This window comes from Williamsia sp. MIQD14 (genome assembly GCF_051025635.1).
GTDB lineage: Bacteria > Actinomycetota > Actinomycetes > Mycobacteriales > Mycobacteriaceae > Williamsia_A.
In genome coordinates, this window is the sequence record NZ_JBPFDG010000002.1 from 791,884 (window position 1) to 808,731 (window position 16,848).

Below are 16,848 nucleotides of genomic sequence, written 5' to 3' on the forward strand. Positions count from 1 at the left end.
TGCAACTTAGTGCCGTGACAGGGTGGACCGATGACAGGTGTGGGCGACGAACGACGGGACAGGGATCCCGATGGCCGTCCCCGCAACGCCCGCCCACGCGACGGTCTCGGCCGGCCTCTGCCGCGTGGGGCCGTCGGGGTGCCGCGCGCGCCCGAGGGTGTCGTGCGCAGTGTCGAGGCGACGATCACCGAGGCGCAGCGACTCCTGGACGCCGGGCACCCTTTTCACGCCCACGAGGTGTTCGAGGACGCATGGAAGTCCGCGCGCGACCGTGGCGCCGGCGATGCCGATCTGTGGAAGTCGCTGGCGCAGCTGGCGGTGGGTCTCACCCACCGCCTGCGCGGACGCCCCGAGGGCGCCGAGCGACTCCTCGCCCGCGGCGTCGAGGGCTTGCGATCCTTCGCCGCCGATCCACCGCACGGGCTGGATGTGGAGGGCCTGATCGCCTGGGCCGCGGTCCCCGGCACCACTGCTCCGCCGCGACTCCGCTGAGGCGCCCTGCCGTCGACGTTTACGCCCAGGGTGAGCGAAAACCACTGGTGCACAATCGAGCTGCGATCTGACTAGTATTCCGCAGATGACGAACCGACCGCGGGCCTACCTGGTGCTCGCGACCCAGCGCAGCGGCAGCACGCTGCTCGTGGAGTCGCTGCGGGCCACCGGCCAGGCCGGTCATCCGCAGGAGTTCTTCCAGTACCTGCCGCACAGCGATCTCACGCCGCAGCCGCGCGAGTGGTTCGACGGCGTCACCGACGAGTCGATCCTGCACCTGCTCGACCCACTGGACCCCGGGACACCGCAGACCGAGACCGCGCACGAGTGGGCGGCGCGCATCCGCACCGCGGGCGCCACCGACAACGGGGTGTGGGGCGGCAAGCTGATGTGGAACCAGACGCCGCTGCTCACCGCGCACGCCGCGGGTCTGCCGAACCGCTCGGGCACAGACCTGCGCTCGGCGATCTCCGACCTGCTCGGTCCCGACGTCCTCTACGTCCACGTGTACCGCGACGACATCGCCGCCCAGGCCGTCTCCATGTGGCGCGCGGTGCAGACTCGCGTGTGGCGCGGTGCCGCCGACCCCGAGGTCGATGCCCGCGCCGAGTACCACGCGGGCGGCATCGCCCATCTACACCGGATCCTCGCCGAACAGGAACGCAGTTGGCGGCGCTGGTTCGCCGAAGCCGACATCTCCCCCATCGAGATCGAGTACCGGCGGCTGGCGGCCGACACCACCTCCGAGGTGGCCCGGGTGCTCGAGGCGTTGGGCCTCGATCCGGCGTCGGCTCCTCCACCGGCACTGCAACGACAGGCCAACGCGCGGTCGTCGGACTGGATCGCCCGATACCAGCGCGACACCCATGGCGCCGACCCTCTCGAGAAAGGAGCGTCCGCATGACCCTGCCCACGCTCACCGACGACACCACACACGTCGACGAACTCCGGGCCCTCGAGGCCGAGTCGGTCCACATCATCCGCGAGGTGGTCGCCGAACTCGAACGCCCCGTGCTGCTGTTCTCCGCGGGCAAGGACTCCATCGTGCTGCTGCGGCTGGCCGAGAAGGCCTTCCGCCCGTCACCGCTGCCGTTCCCCGTACTCCACGTCGACACCGGCCACAACTTCCCCGAGGTGATCGAGTTTCGTGACCGACGCCTCGGCGAGGCCGGCCACACCCTGGTGGTCGGTTCGGTGCAGGAGTCCATCGACTCCGGCCGCGCCCAGGAGATCGGTGGCCCGAACGCCTCGCGCAACCGCCTGCAGACCCGCACCCTGCTCGACGCGCTCGAGGCCGGTCGCCACGACGCCGCGTTCGGCGGTGCCCGTCGCGACGAGGAGCGGGCCCGCGCCAAGGAACGTGTGCTCAGCTTCCGCGACGAGTTCGGTCAGTGGGATCCGCGCGCCCAGCGCCCCGAGCCGTGGTCGCTGTACAACGGCCGCATCCGCCGGGGCGAGCAGGTACGGGTGTTCCCGCTGAGCAACTGGACCGAACTCGACATCTGGCGCTACATCGAACTCGAGGACCTCGAGCTGCCGTCGATCTACTTCGCCCACGAACGCGAGGTCTTCGAGCGCGACGGGATCCTGTTGGCCACGTCGGAGTTCACCCCGCCCAGCGAGTCGGAGACCGCCTCGGTGGAGCGGGTCCGCTACCGCACCGTCGGCGATCTCACCATCACCGGCGCCGTGCGCTCGCACGCGACCGACATCGCCGGTGTGATCGCCGAGATCTCGGCGGCGACGGTGTCCGAGCGCGGGGAGACCCGCGCCGACGACCGCACATCGATCGCGGCGATGGAAGACCGCAAACGCGAAGGATACTTCTGATGACGACCCACGCCCACCGCCAACTGCTGCGCCTGGCCACGGCCGGCTCGGTCGACGACGGCAAGTCCACGCTCATCGGTCGTCTCATGTTCGACACCGACAGCCTGCCCCTCGACCACATCGAGGCGGTGCTCAAAGACGGTGTCCCCGATCTCGCAGCACTCTCGGACGGTCTGCGCGCCGAACAGGAGCAGGGCATCACCATCGATGTCGCCTACCGCTTCTTCTCCACCGAGACCCGCAACTACATCCTCGCCGACACCCCGGGACACGAGCGATACACGCGCAACATGTTCACCGGCGCGTCCACCGCGCACGTGGCGATCCTGCTGGTCGACGCGAGCGCCGGCGTGCTCCGCCAGACCCGTCGCCATGCCCGGATCGCGACGCTGCTCAACGTGAAACACCTCGTCGCCGCGGTCAACAAGATCGACCTCATCGGATACGAGGAGTCGACGTTCCGTGAGGTCGAGGCCGAACTGGTCGCGCTCGCAGGACGTCTCGGCGACGTCGAGCTGACGGTGATCCCGTTGGCCGCCAAGGACGGTGACAACGTGGTGCACCGGTCGGAGCACACGCCCTGGTACACCGGCCCCACCCTGCTGGAGTACCTGGAGTCGATCGAACTCGTCGCACCGTCGGCGCAGTCGACCGAGCTCCGGTTGCCCGTCCAGTGGGTGTCGCGGCCGGTGGGTACCGAACGCCGTCGCTACACCGGGCGGTTGTCGGCCGGCACCCTCGCCGTCGGCGACCCGATCGTCGCGCTGCCGTCGGGATCGCGCAGCACCGTCACCGCACTCGACACCCTCGACGACGACCGCGACGTCGCGGTCGCCCCGCTGTCGGTGGCGGTCCAGCTCGCCGACGACATCGACATCGGCCGCGGCGACGTGCTGGTCAGTGGCGACGACGCGGCGCATGTTCCCGTGCTGGCCCGCGAGCTCGACGCCACCGTCTGCTGGTTCGGCGAGACCCCGTTGCGGGCCGGGGATCGGTTGTCGCTCAAGCACACCGCGACGACCGTGCGCGCCACCGTGCAGGCCCTGTCGTCGCGGCTGGACCCCGAGACCCTCGACGAGCAGGACGGGCCGGTGGAGTTGGCGCTCAACGACATCGGCGTCGTGACGCTGCGCACCAGCTCCATCGTGGTGGCCGATCCGTACGTCGGCAACCGTGACGCCGGCGCCTTCATCCTCATCGACGAGACCACCAACGACACCGTCGGCGCGGGCACCATCCTCGACGCCCGCGAGGTGAAGCCCGGTGCGCAGGTGCGCAAGGACGTCAAGTGGCATCCGTCTGCCCTCAACCGGACCCACCGCTGGGGCGCGACGGGTCAGTCCGGCGCCACGGTGTGGCTCACGGGCCTGCCCGCGTCGGGCAAGTCGACGGTCGCGGTCGCACTCGAGCGTGCACTCGTCGAATCCGGCCGCACCGCATACCTGCTCGACGGCGACAACGTGCGCCACGGCCTGTCCGACGATCTCGGGTTCACCCCGGGTGACCGGGCGGAGAACATCCGTCGGGTCGGGCACCTCACGCGTCTGCTCGCCGACGCGGGTGTCGTCGCCATCGCGTCGCTGGTGTCGCCGTTGGAATCCGATCGGGCCATCGCCCGCGCCCTCAACGACGCGGCCGACCTGCCGTTCGTGGAGGTCGCGGTGGCCACCCCGCTCGCCGAGTGCGAGCGTCGCGATCCCAAGGGCCTCTACGCGCGCGCCCGCGCCGGGGAGCTCAAGGGCCTCACCGGCATCGACGCGCCCTACGAGGCCCCCGCGAACCCGGACATCACCATCGACACCACCGACGCCGACATCGACGACCTCGTGCGCCAGATCCTCACCGTCCTCGACGAGGTCGCCCCGCGCCGCTGACCCCGCCGATCGGGCAGTTGATGCTGTCGATCGGGCAATTATCCGGATCGACCGGGCACATGGTCCCGCCCGGGCACCGCATCGCGCAGGTCACGTGTGTACGGGTGCGTCGGCGCATCGAACACCGATGACACGTCGCCCTGCTCGACGATCCGTCCGCCTCGCATGACGGCCACCTCGTCGCTGATCTGGCGCACCACGGCCAGATCATGCGAGATGAACAGGTACGTCAGACCGAGGTCGCGCTGCAGGTCGTCGAGCAGTTCCAGGATCGTCGCCTGCACCGAGACGTCGAGCGCGGAGACGGGTTCGTCGAGGATCACGAGGTCGGGCTCGAGCGCCAGTGCCCGCGCGATCGCGACCCGCTGTCGCTGACCTCCCGACAGACGTGCGGGTCGGCGATCGGCCACGTCGCCCGGCAGCGACACGCTCGCGAGGAGTTCGGCGACCCGCGTCCGTCGACCGGCACGGTCGCCGATGCCGAAGGCGCGCAGGGGCTCGGAGATCGTGTCGCCGACCGACAGGCTCGGATCGAGCGACAGATACGGGTTCTGATGCACGAACTGCACCCGACGTCGGAAGTCCCGCAACTGCTTTCCACGTGCGGCGCTGACGTCGGTGTCGTCGAAGGACACCGATCCGGTCGTGGGTGTCTCGAGTCGTGCGGCGATGCGGGCGGTGGTCGACTTCCCCGAGCCGCTCTCCCCCACCAGCGACACCGTCCGGCCTCGCCGGATCTCGAGGGAGACACCGTCGACCGCGACGAGCTTCTCCCCGCCGGCCCGGAAGGTCTTGCCCACCTCCCGCAGCAACAGCAGCGGCGACCCGTGCACCCGCGGCGGCGTCCGACGGGTCCGCGGCTGTGCGAGGCTCGGCGCCGAGGCCAGCAGATGCGCGGTGTACTCGTGTTCCGGGGAGGTCAGGATCTGCGCCGTCGGCCCGTCCTCGACGATGACGCCGTCGCGCAGCACCACGATCCGGTCGGCCCGATCGGCCGCGACCCCGAGGTCGTGGGTGATGAAGAGAACCGCGGCGCCGGTGGAGTCGACGCGTTCGTCGAGGTGGTCGAGGATCCGCTTCTGCACGGTGACATCGAGTGCGCTGGTCGGCTCGTCGGCGATCACCAGCTCGGGCGAGCACGCCAGTGCGATGCCGATGAGGACGCGCTGTCGTTGGCCGCCGGAGAGCTCCGACGGGTGCTGCCGGGCGCGGACCTCCGGGCGGTCGATGCCCGCCTCCTCCAGTATCCGGACCGCCTCGAGCGCGGCGGTACGCCGGTTCGCCCGACCATGGACCCGCAGGATCTCGCCCACCTGATCGCCGATGCGCCGCACCGGGTTCAGCGACGACGTCGGGTCCTGGGGCACGACACCGATGTGCGACCCGCGCAGCTTCTCGAGGCGACGCTCCGGCGCGGAATCAATACGCTCGCCGTCGAACCGGATCTCGCCGTCGACGACGCGTCCGCCGGCGGGCAGGAGTCCCACCACCGCATGCGCCAGAGTGGTCTTGCCCGAGCCGGATTCGCCGACCAGCGCGATCACCTCACCCCGGTCGACGGTGAGATCGACGCCGTGCACGACCTCGGTGTCGCCATAGGCGACCCGGAGCCCGCGGATGACCAGCAGCGGCTCACGCTTCCGCGTCACGACCGACGCTCCTGGACCGCGCGACCGAGCCGATGCGCGCTGAGCACGACGGCGATGATGACCAGACCGGGCACCGTGGTCAGCCACCACGCCGTCGCGAGGTAGTTGCGCCCCTCCGACACGAGCGAACCCCATTCCGGGGTGGGTGGTTTCGCGCCGTAGCCCAAGAAGCTCAGAGCCGACACCGCGAGAACGGCCATCCCGAACTGGACCGCGGCGAGCCCGATCACGGGCGCGTAGGAATTCCGCAGGATGTGCTGCACCAGCACGTGCGGCCACCGCGATCCGACGGCGAACGCCGCCTCGACGTAGGGCGCCCGTCGAACCCGCAGGACCTCCGATCGCATGACCCGCGCGAAGCTCGCGACCATGGTGACGCCAACGGCGATGGCCACGTTGACGGTGCCGAACCCGAGCGCGGTGACCAGCGCCAGCGACAGCAACAGCAGCGGGATCGACAGCAGCACATCGACGATGCGCATCAGCAGCGCGTCGACGGCGCCCCCGACCGCGCCGGCCAGCAGCCCGATGAGCGACCCCACGACGAGCGCGATGCCGACGGCCAACAGTGTCGCGGTCAGCGACAGCTGCGACCCGTGTACGACGCGGGTGTAGACGTCGCGTCCGATGTTGTCGGTCCCGAACCAATGCGATGCACTCGGTGGCTGCAGCTTCTCGCGCGGGGTACCGGACAACGGATCGCCGCTCGCGAACAGCGACGGCACGATCGCCCAGCCGATGACGAGGAGCACCACCAGCACGGCCAGGGCCACCGACACCCGGCCGCCCCACTGCGACAGCGACGGTCGCCGGACGCGGCGCCCGGGCTCCGTCGGCGACGGTTCGTCGAGCGCGGGTGGATCGAGCACGAGATGATCAGACATGAGCCTCTTCCGACGGCGCCCCGGTCTTCGTGGTGGCGGATTCGCGGCGGGTGCGCGTACCTTCCACGATCCGTGGATCGATGAACGGGTAGACGACGTCGACGGCCAACGTCACCACGACGTACACCAGCGAGGTCAGCACGACGACACCCTGCACGACCGGGATGTCCTGCGACAGCACCGATGTCTGCGTCAGTCGCCCGACCCCGGCCCGCGCGAACACCGTCTCGACCACCACCGAGCCGGCCAGCAGTTCGCCGACGAGCACGCCGGCGATGGTCAGCGTCGGAACGGTGGCGAGCCGGAACACGTGTCGGGTGTGGATGTACCAGCGCGACGCACCCTTGGTCGCGGCGACCTCGACGAACGGCTCACGCCAGGTCGAGATGAGGGAGTTCGCGAGCACCTGCGCGATCACCGCCCCGGTGGGGATGGCCAGCGTGATCGCGGGCAGCACCACCGCGGCCGGTGTACGGTCGCCGAACGCCGGGAACACCGGCAGGCCGAACGAGAAGCACTGCAGCAGGATCAGTCCCACCCAGAACGTCGGTACGGCGACACCGAGCGGCGGCAGCGACAGCAGCAGCGTGCGCAGCCACCGGGCTCGGGTGTAGACACCGAGGAACGCGAGCAGACCGCCACCGCCGACGGCGAGCGCCAACGCGGTCGCCGCGAGCGCCAACGTGCTGGGGATCGCGGCCGCGATGGCGCCGGTGACCGTCTGTCCGGTCGAGATGGAGAAACCGAGGTCACCCCGAACCGCATGGGTGAGCGCGGTCCAGTACTGCTCCCACACGGGCTGGTCGAGTCCGTACCGGGCCTGCAGCTCCGCGATGGCCACCTTGTCCACCGGCGTGCCCACGCCGCCGCCCTCGGCCGCCAGGCTCACCGGGTCCGACGGCAGCAGGAACAGCACGATGAACGACACGGTGAACGCCGCCCACAGCACACCGATCGCCTGCAGTACGCGCAGAGCCAGATATCGGGCCATGTCGTCAGCCTCCGTTCACCCAGGTGTCGTAGAACTGCAGCCGCGCCGACGCGTCGAAAGCGACGGCGTGCGCACGGGGGCCGACACCGATCGCCTGGGACAGCTCGATGGTCGGGATCCACAGACCGTTGTCGAGGATCTGCTGCTGCGCCTGCGCGAAGAAGCGATTGCGGGCGGCTGCCTCGGTGGTCGAGAGTTCGCCGACGAACGCCTGCTCGAGCACCGGGTCGGGCGCGGCCTGCTGATTGAGGTCCCGCTGACTCACCGAGAACGAGGTGCGCAGGATGTCGCCGTCGCCGCGGGTCGAGTTGTAGTACGTGGCGTCGAAGTCCCCGCTGTTCTGCCGCGATGTCGACTCGGGCAGCGACACCAGATCGAGCTGCGCGTCCACCCCGACCTTGCGCAGCTGCTGCTGCACGAGTTCGAGAATGGTCTGATTGCCGGCGAACACCGCGCTGAAGAGAATGGAGAAGCTCAGGCGCGTGCCGTTCTTCTCCCGGATCCCGTCCGATCCGGGCGTCCAGCCCGCCTGCTGGAGCAGCGTTTTCGCGCGTTCGGGATCGAAGGTGACCGCGTCGGCGCGCTGGTAGCCCGGGGTCTTGATCGACAGCACGCCGGTCGCGGGCAGGAAGTCGTCACCGAGCACCGTGTCGACGAGTTCTTTCCGGTCGATGGCCGGGATCAGCGCACGCCGCACCGCGGGGTCGGCGAGGACACCCCGGGAGACGTTCGGCTGGATCCCGAACGTCAGGCCCGGGTTGGGTGTGGTCCGGATGGATCCGCCGGTGTTCTCGATCAGCGGGGCGTCCTGCGGCAACGCGTCGCTCACGGCGTCGAGCTGACCCGACGACACGGCGCCGGTGCGCACACCGGACTCCGGGACCACGGTGAACTGGATGGCGTCGAGATACGGCTCACCGGTGTGTCCGAACGCCGCCGAACCCCAGGCGTATCCGGTGCGGCGAACCAGCTTCGCCGAGCGGTCCTGCTGGTAGTCGGCGTAGGTGAACGGCCCGGACCCGACGATCCCCGACTGGCATCGCGTCTCGGGCGACTCCGCGTTCGTCGACGCCGCGAGGATGCCGAGCTGCGGCGTCGATGACGCCTGCAGGAACTGCCCGTTCGGGGCGGAGAACGTCACCCGCGCGGTCAGCGGATCGACGACGGTCGTTCCTGCGTATCCGGCGAGGTAACTCGCCGGCAGAGGCGCCTTCACACCGCCGAGTCTCTTTACGATCGCGTCGAAGGTGCGCTGCACCGCCGTGGCGTCGACAGGGGTCCCGTCACTGAACGTCACGCCGGGACGGAGCCGGAAGGTGAACTCGCGCGAGGTGGGATCGACCTGCCAGCTCTGCGCGAGCCACGGGACGATCTCGCCGGTCTTCGGGTTCTGGTCGGTGAGGGAGTCGACGACCTGACGGGTGACGTAGATGGTCTGGTTGCTCGACGCCTGCGCCGGATCGGCACAGGTCGGCGCCAGCGACAGCCCGTACTTGAGCGTGCCCCCGCGGTGGGGCGGACCGCTGTCGCCGCCGCCGACGCCGGTCCCGGCACATCCGGCCACCACACCCACGAGTGCCGCCATGAACACGGGTTTCAGCAAGAACCAGTTGATGCGCATCGACGATGATCTTCGGGCCGCCCCCCTCGGGTGCGACAGGGTTGCGCCCACGCTGACGGTATGACCCGACCTGGGGTGACCCGGAACATCCTCGCCGGCGCGAGGACCGGTGTCGGCCGCTACTCGCCGTCCTCGGCGAGTCGGAAGCCGACCTTCAGGGTCACCTGGAAGTGGGCGACCTGACCGTTCTCGATGTGGCCGCGGGTCTCGACGACCTCGAACCACTCGAGGTTGCGGACGGTCTTGTTCGCCCGGGCGATCGCGCCCTTGATGGCGTCGTCGATGCTGGTCTGCGAGGACCCGACGATCTCGGTGATGCGGTAGACGCTGTCGCTCATGATGAATCTTCCTGTCGTGGAACGGGGTAGGACACCGTCACCCTAGGGCGGCCCGGATGGTCGTCGGGACGGTTCGACCCACCCGGAGGCAAACGTGGCACCGTTGACGCATGAGCGACGGACCCGAGCGCACCTCCGACGGGCGCTACATCGTGGTGAAGGGGCGTCGGTGGCGGGCGACCGATCCCGAGATCCCCGCCGACCGCGACGCCGAGTTGCGGTCGATCCTGATGGCGTGGCGTCGCGAGGTGAAGCGCACCGACGGGGCGCCGGAGTCGCGGGCCGGTGTGCAGGCTGCGAAGGTCGCGCTGGGTGAGCGCGGCACACCGTGGTGGGAACAGAGCATGGACGAACGGCGCGCCCGATGGGAGGCCGACGTCGCCCGACCCGACGCGTGACGCCGCTGATGGGCGGGTCGATCGGCCAGGTCGCAGGCGAGACGACCGAGCCATCGCTCGGCAGGCGGGCCCGTCCGTGATACTGGTGTAGGCGGACACGGGCAGACCCCCGGAACAGTCCACGTACTACGAGGCGAAGGCGAAACATGAACGCGAAGAAGCCGACCATCATCTACACCCTTACCGACGAGGCGCCCATGCTGGCGACACACGCATTCCTGCCTGTGGTGCGCGCCTTCGCCGATGCGGCCGACATCACGGTCACCTCGAGCGACATCTCGGTGGCGAGCCGCATCCTGGCCGAGTTCAGCGACACGCTGCCCGAGGATCAGCGGGTGCCCGACAACCTGGGCGAGCTGGGTCGGCTGACGCAGTTGCCCGAGACCAACATCATCAAGCTCCCCAACATCAGCGCCTCGGTCCCCCAGCTGCGGGCCGCGATCGCCGAGTTGCAGGAGAAGGGCTACGACCTCCCCGAGTACCCGGGCAACCCGAAGAACGACGAGGAAGCCGCGATCCACGACAAGTACACGAAATGTCTGGGTAGCGCGGTGAACCCCGTTCTGCGCGAGGGTAATTCCGACCGTCGCGCACCCAAGGCGGTCAAGGAGTACGCCCGCAAGCACCCACACAGCATGGGCAAGTGGTCGATGGCGTCGCGCACTCATGTCGCGCACATGGAGGAGGGCGACTTCTACCACGGCGAGAAGTCGATGACCGTCGACGGTGACCGCGAGGTACGCATGGAGCTCACCACCACCGACGGCGAGACGCACGTGCTCAAGCCGAAGGTGTCGCTCACCGACGGCGACGTGATCGACAGCATGTACATGAGCAAGACCGCCCTCATCGAGTTCTACGAGGAGCAGATGCAGGACGCCTACGAGACCGGCGTCATGTTCTCGCTGCACGTCAAGGCGACGATGATGCGGGTGTCGCACCCCATCGTCTTCGGTCACGCGGTGCGCGTGTTCTACAAGGAGGCGTTCGCCAAGCACGGTGAGCTGTTCGACGAACTCGGCGTCAACGTGAACAACGGCCTGTCCGATCTCTACAGCAAGATCGACTCGCTGCCCGCGACGAAGCGCGAGGAGATCGTCGACGACCTGCACAAGTGCCACGAGCACCGGCCCGAGCTGGCGATGGTCGACTCGGCGCGCGGCATCACGAACTTCCACTCCCCCAGCGACGTCATCGTCGACGCATCGATGCCGGCGATGATCCGCTCCGGCGGCAAGATGTACGGCGCCGACGGCCGCCAGAAGGACACCAAGGCCGTCAACCCCGAGTCGACGTTTTCCCGGATCTACCAGGAGATGGTCAACTTCTGTAAGACCAACGGCCAGTTCGATCCCACCACCATGGGCACCGTCCCCAACGTCGGTCTGATGGCGCAGAAGGCCGAGGAGTACGGCTCGCACGACAAGACCTTCGAGGTCCCTGCGGCCGGTGTCGCCGACATCGTCGACAACGCGACCGGCGAGGTCCTGCTGACCCAGAACGTCGAGGAGGGTGACATCTGGCGGCTGTGCATCGTCAAGGACGCGCCCATCCGCGACTGGGTGAAGCTGGCCGTGACGCGTGCCCGGGACTCGGGCATGCCGGTCGTGTTCTGGCTCGACCCGTACCGCCCGCACGAGAACGAGCTGATCACCAAGGTCCGCACGTACCTCGCCGAGGAGGACACCGACGGCCTCGACATCCAGATCATGTCGCAGGTCCGCGCGATCCGGTACACGATGGAGCGCCTGATCCGCGGGCTCGACACCATCTCCGCGACCGGCAACATCCTGCGTGACTACCTGACCGACCTTTTCCCGATCCTCGAGTTGGGCACCAGCGCGAAGATGCTCTCGATCGTGCCGCTGATGGCGGGCGGCGGGCTCTACGAGACCGGTGCCGGCGGTTCCGCCCCCAAGCACGTCAAGCAGCTCCTCGAGGAGAACCACCTGCGGTGGGATTCGCTCGGCGAGTACCTGGCGTTGGCGGTCAGCCTCGAGGATCTCGGGAAGAAGACCGGCGACAAGCGCGCGACCATCCTCGGCGCGGCGCTCGATGCCGCGACCGGTCGCCTGCTCGAGGACGACAAGGGGCCCTCACGCACCACCGGCGAGCTCGACAACCGGGGAAGCCACTTCTACCTGGCGCTCTACTGGGCGCAGGAGCTCGCGGCGCAGACCGAGGACGAGGGTCTCGCCAAGCACTTCGGCGAGCTCGCCGACAGGTTGAAGAGCAACGAGGACACCATCGTCGAGGAGATGGCGAAGGTCCAGGGCGACGCGGTCGACATCGGTGGCTACTACTACCCCGACTGGGACAAGACCGCCGAGGTGATGCGTCCGAGTTCGACGTTCAACTCGGCGCTGGAGTCCGCGCGCGAGTGAGCCACGCCGGCCGGGACTCGTGTCGCGGCCGGTGTCACGCTGCGCCGACGTCGATGTCGGGTGGCCAAGTGATGTCGATACGAGGTGCGGGCGGGAGCCGCTCGGCCGCGAGGCGGGCGAGCTGGTGTTCGACGTCGATCAGCTGCCGCGGCCGTTGTGACAGGTCCGGCGGGTCGGCCCACAAGTCGTTGCTCGACGAATGTTGGTGCAGCAGTTCGTCGATGCGGTGCAGGTGGTTCGCGCGGAGTGTCTCGGGTGGGTCGGTGTTGCGGCGCCAGCCGTAGCGGCCTCGGTCGGGTCCGTCGGTGATCTTCTCGGTGCTCCACTGATGCGGCTCACTCCCGACGGCGCGGTTGTGCGGTCCACAGGCGGGTGCCAGGTCAGTGGCGTCGGTCAGTCCACCGTCGGCCCAATCGTGTTCGGCGTGGTGCATTTCGGTGTGCGCGAACGGGACCGGGCAGTTGTCTTTGCTGCACCCGCCGTACTTGGCGAACGCCATCAGCCGTTGCGCCTGGGACGCCAGCCGCCTGCCGCGACCGAAGAACAAGGGTTCGCCGGTGACGTCGCTGAACACCGCGAGATGGGTCTGCGCTGTCGCGGCGAGCTTCACGACCTCCGAGATTGGGAGGTCGGTCCCGGTGGCGGTGCGTGCGACGCCGGCGTGCTCGCGCAGCTGTGCGTCGGTGATGGACACGATGATCTGCGGCGGCAACCCACGATGCGATGCACCGAGGAGTCCGCCGTTGACCGCGGCGTCGAACAGGGCTTTCAGAGCGTCGTGATTGCGTTGACTCTGCGAGCGGCAATCGCGATCCGCGGCTTCGCGCAGCACATCGCTGCTGATCTCGCTGCCGTCGCCCTTGGGTGACTGGTCGTCGTCGGGGTTGTTCATGCCGGGCGCGGCCCACTTCGCCAGCACGACGTCGAACAAGGCTCGGGTGATCGGATCCAACGTGGCGGTCAACTTCGACATCAACTGGCTGTCTTGGCAGCCGAGATTCAGTTTCCGATTCCGAGCGCGATCTCGATCGTCGGTGAGGGTGCCATCGGGATCGAGGTGGGCGAGGATGCGTACGCCGGCGGCGGCAATCTCTTTCGGTGTCAGCGTTGTGGCGAACTCGGCGAGGGTCTTCTCGGCGAAGGCGCGGTGCTCGGGGTCGACCGCGGTGGGGATCTTGGCCATCACGTCGAGGACCGCGTGCACGTGGTCGGGGCCAATCGTTCCGGCGGCCAACTCGCGTGCCGTGTTGGGGCATACCGGCGGAAGTTTCTCGCCGGTCATCGCGTGCATCGATTCGAGCGCCTGTATTTCTTTCAGACGCTTCTTCGGTTGCGTGATCCGCAGTTTCGTCTGCAGGAACTCAGCAAGAGTCACGCACCCCGCCGCGCGGTGCGCATCGCGATCGGAGACCTCGAGGATGCGACGGTTGCCGGCGGATTGGAGTTGGCGAACAGCGGTTTCATGGGTGATCGCCAGTTGAGCGACTGTCTCGTCGTCGTAGGCGTCCGAGGTCTCTGCGGCGATCTCTTTCACAAGGGATTGCAGGGCCACGTATTTCGCAACGAGATCACTCACGGACTGCCCCCTCCCCAGGTGGTTCTGTACATCCAGATTAGCACGGATGTTCGAGGCGTGGGGAGTTGATTTCAGTGAATAGTGTTGAACGTTAGTGTATCTCGGTTTCTGGTCGTGTTGTACTGCCGCTGACGGTGCGGAAGCCGACCGTCGAGTGTGCGTTGTCTCGTCGTCGGCTCACGATGCGCGGTCAGCACACTCAACGTCCGTTTCCACACAGTCAGCACAACCACTCGCCCGACCGTTTCCACACAGCCAGCACAGCCTCGACTGACCGTTTCCACACAGTCAGGTCAGCGGTAGGTGAGCAGGTCCGGGTCGGACTCGAGATGCTCGTGGCCGTTGACCGTCGAGACGGTCAGGCCACGCGAGCCGTGCAGGATCTTGCTGACCGCGGTGTTCACGGCGATGCGATTGAGTGTCGGCCACAGCGATGCGTCACCGGCGAGGACGTGGGAGAGGGCCAGCGCGATGGGTCCACCGGAGGTGACCACCACCGCGATCCCCCGGTCCGGCGAACGTGCCGCCACCCTGTCGAGGGCACCGAGGACACGATCGGTGAACCGCGGGAACGACTCCCGGTAGTCGTCGTCGTGGTCGCCGCTCACCCAGCGCAGGGTGGCGTCGGTGAACACCTGCTCGAAAGCCTGCCGCGGCCTCAGGGTGCGGGCGAGGTCGGCGACCATCACCGCGCGATGCCGGTAGAGGGGCTTGTGCACCTCCATCACGTGGGCGAAGTCGAATTCGTCCCACCCGGCGTCGAGGTCGACCGGCGGCGCGACGGCCGGCCCCATGCCGCCGATCAGCCCGTCGACGGTCTCGCGGTGTCGGGTCATGTCGCCGTGGATCACGACGTCGGGCCGCACGCCCCGGACGTGCAGGGCGCGGCCCAGGAGGTAGGCCTGCTGATGGCCGCGGTCGGACAACGCGTCGTAGTCACGCGCCCCGAACGACGCCTGACCGTGGCGCACCAGCAGGATCTGCTTCACCTGCCGGCCTGCCGGATGAGTCGGCGACAACGGAACTCGAGCAGGATCACCAGCTTCCCGAAGTGTTTGAACGCGGGGTTGGTGGTCTGTTTGTGGTGGTAGCGGTACCAGATCTGCGCCACGATCACCGCGAGCCGGAACAGCCCGAACACCTCGTAGAACGCCCACTCCCGATCGGTGAGGGTTCGCCCGGTGCGGTCGCAGTAGTAGTCCACCACCTCGCGGCGGGTCATCATGCCGGGCAGGTGTGTCGGCTGCCGACGCGTGCCGCGGAACACGCGACCGTCGTCGGCCTGCACCCAGTACGCCAGCGCACCACCGAGATCCATCAGCGGGTCGCCGATGGTGGCCATCTCCCAGTCGAGCAGACCGATCGGGCGCGTCGGGTCGTCGGGATCCAGCACGACGTTGTCGAAGCGGAAGTCGTTGTGGATGAGGCAGTTGCCGCTGTCGGGGGGCTGGTTCTCGTCGAGCCAGCGCATCACCGACTCGAAGGTGCCGACGTTCCACACCCGCGCCTTGCGATACCGATCGGACCACCCGCTGACCTGCCGGCCGACATAACCGTCGCCGCGGTTCAGGCCGTCGAGGCCGGCGGCCACGGGATCCACCGCGTGCAGGTCGATCAGGAGGTCGATCACGTTCGTGCACAACGCCCGGACCTGCTCGCGGTCGAGATCGACACCCAGTTCACGACGAGGGATGTGGCCGACGAGCCTCTCCATCACGTAGAACTCCGAACCGATCACCGACGGGTCGTCGCACATCGCGATCGTGGTCGGCACGTGGGGGAACACCGGCGCCAGCTGCGTCTGGATGCGGTACTCACGGCCCATGTCGTGGGCACCCTTGGCCTTCTGGCCGGCCGGCGGTCGACGCAGGATCAGATCCCGATCGGGGTAGCGCAGCAGATATGTGAGGTTCGAGGCACCACCCGAGAACTGCCGGACCTCCGGTGTGACGTCCAGGCCTGTTGTATCCCGTGCGTTGTCGCGCAGCCAGGTGGCGACGGCCCCGGCGTCGAAGGCATCTTCGTCACGAACCGGGCGGGCGCCGGCGACCTCGCCGGTGTGACCGTCGGTCACACCATCCTCCGCACCACCGACAGCGGCAACACCTTGAGGGCGAGGGACACCGGCAGCCACGGCCACGTCGGGACGTACGCCTTGTGAGCCCGCTTCTCGATGGCCTTCACCATCGCCGTCACGCCGGTCTCGGTGTCGACCATGAGCTTCGTCTTCTGCTCCACGTGGTCGTTCATCTCCGACCGGATGTACCCGGGATAGATCACCGACACCTCCACACCGCGGATGTTCTCCGACCGCACGCCCTCGGCGATGGCGGCGACACCGGCCTTGGTCGCGGCGTAGGTGGTCATGGCCTTGCGCATCCCGCGCAGCGCCGACACCGACGAGATCATCACCAGGTGTCCGCGGCCCTGCGCGCGGAACAGTTCGAGCGCGGCCTCGGTCTGCGACAGCGCCCCGACGAAGTTCGTCATCGCCGTGCGACGGTTCGCGTGCTGCTTGCCGGTGCCGAGCGCGGCGCCCGACCCCGACCCGGCGTTGACGATCACCCGATCGACACCGCCGAGACGGGCGTGGAGATCTGCGAAGACGGTGAACACGGCCTCGTCGTCGGTGACGTCGAGCGCGGCGAGCTCGATGCGGCGGCCCGGGTGCGCGGCGAGGATCTCCGCACGCAGCGACTCGAGGCGGTCGGTGCGACGGGCGCACAACGCGAGATCATGTCCCAGAGCGGCGAACTGACGCGCCATCTCGGCACCGAGACCCGAACTCGCCCCGGTGATGAGGGTGGTCAT

General features: G+C 68.5%; 15 protein-coding genes. 6 read left to right on the forward strand and 9 right to left on the reverse strand.

Features of this window, described 5'->3' with window-relative positions; all coding sequences use genetic code 11:
• Window positions 1–30 precede the first annotated feature (30 nt).
• The 4 genes from ACQ7HM_RS11220 to cysC all read left to right on the forward strand — a co-directional run bounded on the left by ACQ7HM_RS11220 (window position 31) and on the right by cysC (window position 4,196).
• Window positions 31–492: a DUF309 domain-containing protein gene (locus ACQ7HM_RS11220; protein ID WP_434216332.1), complete on the forward strand. Its 462-nt coding sequence runs from the start codon at window positions 31–33 to the stop codon at window positions 490–492.
• Window positions 493–577: 85 nt separating this feature from the next.
• Entirely contained in the window at window positions 578–1,396 is an 819-nt protein-coding gene (gene stf0 / locus ACQ7HM_RS11225; RefSeq protein WP_434216333.1) for a trehalose 2-sulfotransferase, read from the forward strand.
• Complete coding sequence (gene cysD / locus ACQ7HM_RS11230) at window positions 1,393–2,322, forward strand: sulfate adenylyltransferase subunit CysD (protein ID WP_434216334.1); 930 nt, start codon at window positions 1,393–1,395, stop codon at window positions 2,320–2,322. Before stf0 ends, cysD begins: the two co-directional genes overlap by 4 nt.
• Window positions 2,322–4,196 (forward strand): adenylyl-sulfate kinase, encoded by a 1,875-nt coding sequence (gene cysC / locus ACQ7HM_RS11235; RefSeq protein ID WP_434216335.1) that lies wholly within the window; start codon window positions 2,322–2,324, stop codon window positions 4,194–4,196. The genes cysD and cysC overlap by 1 nt, the downstream gene beginning before the upstream one ends.
• 38 nt (window positions 4,197–4,234) lie before the next feature.
• Here cysC and ACQ7HM_RS11240 read toward each other — a convergent pair whose 3' ends face one another.
• The 5 genes from ACQ7HM_RS11240 to ACQ7HM_RS11260 form a co-directional block, all read right to left on the reverse strand.
• Window positions 4,235–5,845: a dipeptide ABC transporter ATP-binding protein gene (locus ACQ7HM_RS11240; protein ID WP_434216336.1), complete on the reverse strand. Its 1,611-nt coding sequence runs from the start codon at window positions 5,843–5,845 to the stop codon at window positions 4,235–4,237.
• Window positions 5,842–6,729, reverse strand: coding sequence for an ABC transporter permease (locus ACQ7HM_RS11245; RefSeq protein ID WP_434216337.1), 888 nt, complete (start codon window positions 6,727–6,729; stop codon window positions 5,842–5,844). The genes ACQ7HM_RS11240 and ACQ7HM_RS11245 overlap by 4 nt, the downstream gene beginning before the upstream one ends.
• A complete protein-coding gene (locus ACQ7HM_RS11250) occupies window positions 6,722–7,720 on the reverse strand; it encodes an ABC transporter permease (protein ID WP_434216338.1) in 999 nt (332 codons plus the stop codon). Before ACQ7HM_RS11250 ends, ACQ7HM_RS11245 begins: the two co-directional genes overlap by 8 nt.
• Window positions 7,721–7,724: 4 nt before the next feature.
• Window positions 7,725–9,341 (reverse strand): ABC transporter substrate-binding protein, encoded by a 1,617-nt coding sequence (locus ACQ7HM_RS11255; protein WP_434216339.1) that lies wholly within the window; start codon window positions 9,339–9,341, stop codon window positions 7,725–7,727.
• Window positions 9,342–9,460: 119 nt separating this feature from the next.
• Window positions 9,461–9,679 carry a dodecin gene (locus tag ACQ7HM_RS11260; RefSeq protein WP_434216340.1) on the reverse strand — a complete coding sequence of 73 codons (219 nt, stop codon included), beginning with the start codon at window positions 9,677–9,679 and terminating at the stop codon, window positions 9,461–9,463.
• A gap of 110 nt (window positions 9,680–9,789) precedes the next feature.
• Here ACQ7HM_RS11260 and ACQ7HM_RS11265 point away from each other — a divergent pair, with 110 nt between their 5' ends.
• Together ACQ7HM_RS11265 and ACQ7HM_RS11270 are read left to right on the forward strand one after the other, a co-directional pair.
• The gene (locus ACQ7HM_RS11265; protein ID WP_434216341.1) at window positions 9,790–10,077 is read left to right on the forward strand and encodes a hypothetical protein; all 288 of its coding nucleotides are present in this window, start codon (window positions 9,790–9,792) and stop codon (window positions 10,075–10,077) included.
• Between the two features lie 146 nt (window positions 10,078–10,223).
• Window positions 10,224–12,461, forward strand: a complete 2,238-nt coding sequence (locus ACQ7HM_RS11270) for an NADP-dependent isocitrate dehydrogenase (protein ID WP_434216342.1) — start codon at window positions 10,224–10,226, stop codon at window positions 12,459–12,461.
• Window positions 12,462–12,495: 34 nt separating this feature from the next.
• Here the strand turns inward: ACQ7HM_RS11270 and ACQ7HM_RS11275 are convergent, their stop codons facing one another.
• From ACQ7HM_RS11275 to ACQ7HM_RS11290, 4 genes are all read right to left on the reverse strand, one after another.
• Entirely contained in the window at window positions 12,496–14,037 is a 1,542-nt protein-coding gene (locus tag ACQ7HM_RS11275; RefSeq protein WP_434216343.1) for a DUF222 domain-containing protein, read from the reverse strand.
• A gap of 293 nt (window positions 14,038–14,330) precedes the next feature.
• Window positions 14,331–15,026, reverse strand: coding sequence for a histidine phosphatase family protein (locus ACQ7HM_RS11280; RefSeq protein ID WP_434216344.1), 696 nt, complete (start codon window positions 15,024–15,026; stop codon window positions 14,331–14,333).
• Entirely contained in the window at window positions 15,023–16,111 is a 1,089-nt protein-coding gene (locus ACQ7HM_RS11285) for a phosphotransferase family protein (RefSeq protein WP_434216345.1), read from the reverse strand. Before ACQ7HM_RS11285 ends, ACQ7HM_RS11280 begins: the two co-directional genes overlap by 4 nt.
• A complete protein-coding gene (locus ACQ7HM_RS11290) occupies window positions 16,108–16,848 on the reverse strand; it encodes an SDR family oxidoreductase (protein ID WP_434216412.1) in 741 nt (246 codons plus the stop codon). The genes ACQ7HM_RS11285 and ACQ7HM_RS11290 overlap by 4 nt, the downstream gene beginning before the upstream one ends.